The organism is Bacillus sp. JJ1503 (genome assembly GCF_036965125.1).
GTDB lineage: Bacteria > Bacillota > Bacilli > Bacillales > Cytobacillaceae > Cytobacillus.
This window is the reverse complement of sequence record NZ_JBALOZ010000404.1, coordinates 3,433-7,556: the sequence shown is the minus strand read 5'-3', so window position 1 is coordinate 7,556 and position 4,124 is coordinate 3,433. Positions and strand designations below refer to the sequence as shown.

Below are 4,124 nucleotides of genomic sequence, written 5' to 3'. Positions count from 1 at the left end.
CTTCTTGAAATGGGGGTCTTACAGCCCGTTAATCTGCGACAAAATAAACGAGCAAGCACAGCTTGCTCGTTTATTTCTTCATATAAGTCCAGCCTTCTTCTTGATAGATTTTCCCTTCCTTCATCAACCGCCCTAATGCACGTTTGAAGGAGGCTTTACTAAGCTGAAAGCGATCCTGTATATCCTCTGGAGCGCTTTTATCACTATAAGGCATAGCCCCGTTGCGCAATTGTAAATAGGAGAGGATTTTTTCAGAATCCTCATCAAGTGCCTCTTGTTTTCTCGGCGCTAAAGAAACATTGATCGTTCCATCCTCTTTTACATCAATTATTCTGCCTTCAATCTTTTCTCCGAGACGCGGTTCTGTTTTTCGCTGAGACTCATGGATAAAACCTTTAAACCCTTCGGCCGTATAAACCCAGCTTCCAACCTTTGCTGTTCGATAAATATGGCCATGAATGTTTTTATTAAAATCTTGTCTTGTAGCCTTTATCGACATTTGCTCGATTATTGGGTCTGTGGCAACTTTTACATAGATGCGACTATTGCGGTTCACTCTTAACGTTATATAAAGCAAATCGCCGACTTTTGGCCAAACTGACCGATGGACAGGAAGATCTTCTTTTCCAAGGAGCATATCTTTTTTTATTCCGATATTGATGAAAACACCAATTTCCTGTTTTTCATCACTAACAACTGCCCAGCCATAAGATTCTGTTGTAATCTCAGGGATCGTTGTTGTAGCTGCTGCTCTTCCCATAGAATCCGTGTATAGAAAAACTTCAATCTCTTGGCCTTCTTCCAGCTGCATATCAGTATCGTTTTTGTGTAAGAGAACATCCTCTTCGCCATCTGATAAAAAGTAGCCAAATTCAGCTGGCCTTTCAACTGTTAGCTTTACAGTACGGCCAATATAATCTTTTATAGGCATTATTCATTCATCCTTCTAAATTTTATTAATAATCATCTATATTATATAAGACAATATCTCCTAAAGTTGTTGGGACTGCTATATTTTACTATAATTATAAGTAAAGTAAAACCTCTTTTCAAAAGGACATCATGATTATTGATAGCTTTTTGAAAAGAAACGAAGCTTAAGGAGGCAATTATGTCTAAAGAGAGTTCATTTGATATTGTATCCAAGGTTGACTTTTCAGAAGTTACCAATGCTATTAGTATTGCCATGAAAGAGATTCAAACCCGCTATGATTTTAAAGGAAGCAAAAGCCACGTTTCTCTGGACAAAGAGGAGCTTGTACTAATTTCAGACGATGAGTATAAGCTTGGTCAGCTTAAAGATGTGCTATTAAGTAAAATGATTAGAAGAGGCATTCCAATAAAAAATTTAGATTATGGAAAAATTGAAGGGGCTTCAGGAGGAACAGTACGGCAAAGAGCCAAGATTGCCCAAGGAATCGATAAGGAAAATGCAAAGAAAATTAATACACTCATTAAAAACAGCGGTTTAAAAGTAAAAAGCCAAATACAAGATGATCAAATTCGAGTTACTGGAAAAAACCGTGACGATCTGCAACAGATCATTGCCGCTATTAAGGAAGCGAGCCTAACCGTAGAGGTGCAGTTTGTTAATTACCGTTAATAAAATCTATAGTAAAAGCCAAAGGAAGAAATTTCCTTTGGCTTTTACTATTTAACTATTCCTGGGACCGTTTCTTTTTAGATCTTCTCCATACAGCTATGATAAACGCAATAAAGGCACCCCACACAATAATAGTTGCAGTTACATAGGGAAGATTCATCCCAGATTTTTGGGATAATACATATATTTCAGCTTCTTCCCGATCAATAAAAATCTTATATTGATGATCATTGTTCTTTACTAGATCATTCGTTAATAAGCCTCTCAGCTCTTTATCATCAGCAAATTCATCTTCATTTATCGTAACATGACGAGATTCAGAACTATTGTTAATAACAATAACAGTCGTTTCATCATTATAAGTACGTTTGTAAGCAAGAACACCATTTTCCTCGGCAATCAGCTTCATCTCTCCCCTGGTTAGGCTAGGGAAATTATTACGCAGTTTTCCCAGATTTGTGATGTAATCAATTAAATCCTTATCTGTTCTGAAATCCATCTGTTTATGATTATCATGCCCTAAACCGCCATCCAAGGCTATTTCACTGCCATAATAAACGATAGGAATTCCCGGCGAAGTATAAAGATAGGTTAAAGCAAGCTTCCATCTTGGACCAGGATGCTGATTTTGTTCAACCATATCCCTCGTATACCGTACTAATTTATGGTCATCCATTAATGAGCCCATTAAATATGGGTTTTTGTAGGTTGACATCAATTCATCTTTGCGAGTTTTTAGTTCATTTAGTGGTTGATCAACTTGGTCAAAGGCTGGCCTTAATGTTTCGGTTAATGGAAAGTCCAGAAATCCATCAATTCCAGTTTCCTCATATTCAGAAATGAAATGAGGATCATTTGACCTTACTTCACCGAGTAAATAAAAATCCTTCTTTGCAGCTTTAGACTGTTGAACAAAATCAGTAAGGAATTTTTTTGAAACCCCATCGACTTCATCAAGGTAATACCCGTCTATATCCGTTTCATTAATCCACCATTTTGCAGCATCCAGCAAATAGCCCTGAACTTCTGGATTATCGTGATTCAAGCTAGGAAGTTCATTTAGCCACTCATTTCCCAGATCCTGCTGAATTGGTGATTGCTCGGTTTTAAACCAATCCTTCTTAGTAGGATCCTTTAGCCATTCATGTTTTGTGCCAACATGATTAATAGGGAAATCCATCATCACTTTCAAATTTCGTTTATGAATTTCTGTCACAAGCATTTTAAATTCATCGATAGTACCAAAATGCTCCTCAGTATTGTAAAAGTCTTTAACCCAATACCCATGATATCCGTTTTCTTCATTATCAAAAATTGGTGTCAGCCAAATAGCTGTAAAGCCCATATCCTTTATGTAATCGAGCTTTTTAATGATTCCTTGGAAATCACCGCCATGGAAGCTTTGCGGATCCTTTACATTCACATGATAATCATTTTTAAAATCCCCATTATCAAATCGATCCACCATTAAAAAGTAAACGGATTCATCTTGCCATTTTCGATCTTCTTTTTCAACTGCTCCTACAGGCTGAGCGTAAAAAAGAAGCAACGGAATTAAGATAAGAGTCCACACTCTTTTTACCATCTCCGCTCCTCCCCCCTCTTTAAACAAACAAGCTATTATGCAACTCCTATAGATTAGCCTTTTTTCCCTTGTGCAGTCAAATATTTGATGTGAAATTACCTAGTTTTCTGCGATTTATCCAAATGAAATTAGGTGTTTATCCATTTCATAAAACCGATTGTGAGAATATGCTTTTTATAGGGGAAACTTTTTTATCCATAATGAATGAAGAATTATTTAGATCTGGTTATAAAATGAGAGGAAACTGTCTAAAAAGATTGTTGAGGGAATCAGATGGAGGTTTATTATGAATAGACAGCAGCGAACGAAACTGATTGAATATCAAACACGTGCCTATACCGAAGGATCTATTGAATATATTAATGATCAATGGGTTTTCTTTGATAAAGAAACGGATGAAGCATCATTATTGGAAGAATTCCTCCACCAGGAAGTAGAGATTTTTCGATTTAAACGCTGGAAAAAAGGGATATTATCTGAAGATGGGAAACTCGCAGTGGACAAAGAAATCCTTCTTTTGAAAGATCAAGACTCTGTAAGAATTAGAAAGCACCTTGTATTTTCATTAGAAAAATTACTAGAGGGAATGAATGATGATGCTTTTTTCCAATTTATCACAACATTAAATTCCTTGAGGTTCTCTATATATGATTGCATCTACTGCTATAATCAGCTCTCCTTCCTTGATCGAAATGAGAGAAAAAGCGGTGTTAATTTTATCGTATTTGACAACCAGGAACATATTTGCAGTGTACAGCATCATTTTAGTTACTTCGAAAAAATGAATGACCGCTTTGAATTTACATTAAATAGCGGAAAAAGAATGGTGATTGAGAAAATATCATCTTAACAAAGAAAAGTATAAGCGCCTTCGGAACATCAAAAGGCGAATGTTCCTGCGATGAATATTCGCTGATGCTTTCCTTTGTGGTCACC

At 36.4% G+C, this 4,124-nt stretch carries 4 protein-coding genes; 2 read left to right on the top strand and 2 right to left on the bottom strand.

All coding sequences use genetic code 11. The features are described 5' to 3' along the window. Positions 1-70: 70 nt before the first annotated feature. Entirely contained in the window at positions 71-931 is an 861-nt protein-coding gene (locus V7149_RS23880) for a CvfB family protein (protein WP_335348066.1), read from the bottom strand. 180 nt (positions 932-1,111) lie between these two features. Between V7149_RS23880 and V7149_RS23875 the strand changes: the two genes are divergently transcribed. Beyond that, positions 1,112-1,603 (top strand): YajQ family cyclic di-GMP-binding protein, encoded by a 492-nt coding sequence (locus tag V7149_RS23875; protein WP_335348065.1) that lies wholly within the window; start codon positions 1,112-1,114, stop codon positions 1,601-1,603. 55 nt (positions 1,604-1,658) lie between these two features. Here the strand turns inward: V7149_RS23875 and V7149_RS23870 are convergent, their stop codons facing one another. Next, entirely contained in the window at positions 1,659-3,188 is a 1,530-nt protein-coding gene (locus tag V7149_RS23870; RefSeq protein ID WP_335348064.1) for an alpha-amylase family glycosyl hydrolase, read from the bottom strand. A gap of 286 nt (positions 3,189-3,474) precedes the next feature. Between V7149_RS23870 and V7149_RS23865 the strand changes: the two genes are divergently transcribed. Then, a complete protein-coding gene (locus V7149_RS23865) occupies positions 3,475-4,038 on the top strand; it encodes a DUF2777 domain-containing protein (RefSeq protein WP_335348063.1) in 564 nt (187 codons plus the stop codon). Positions 4,039-4,124: the final 86 nt, after the last annotated feature.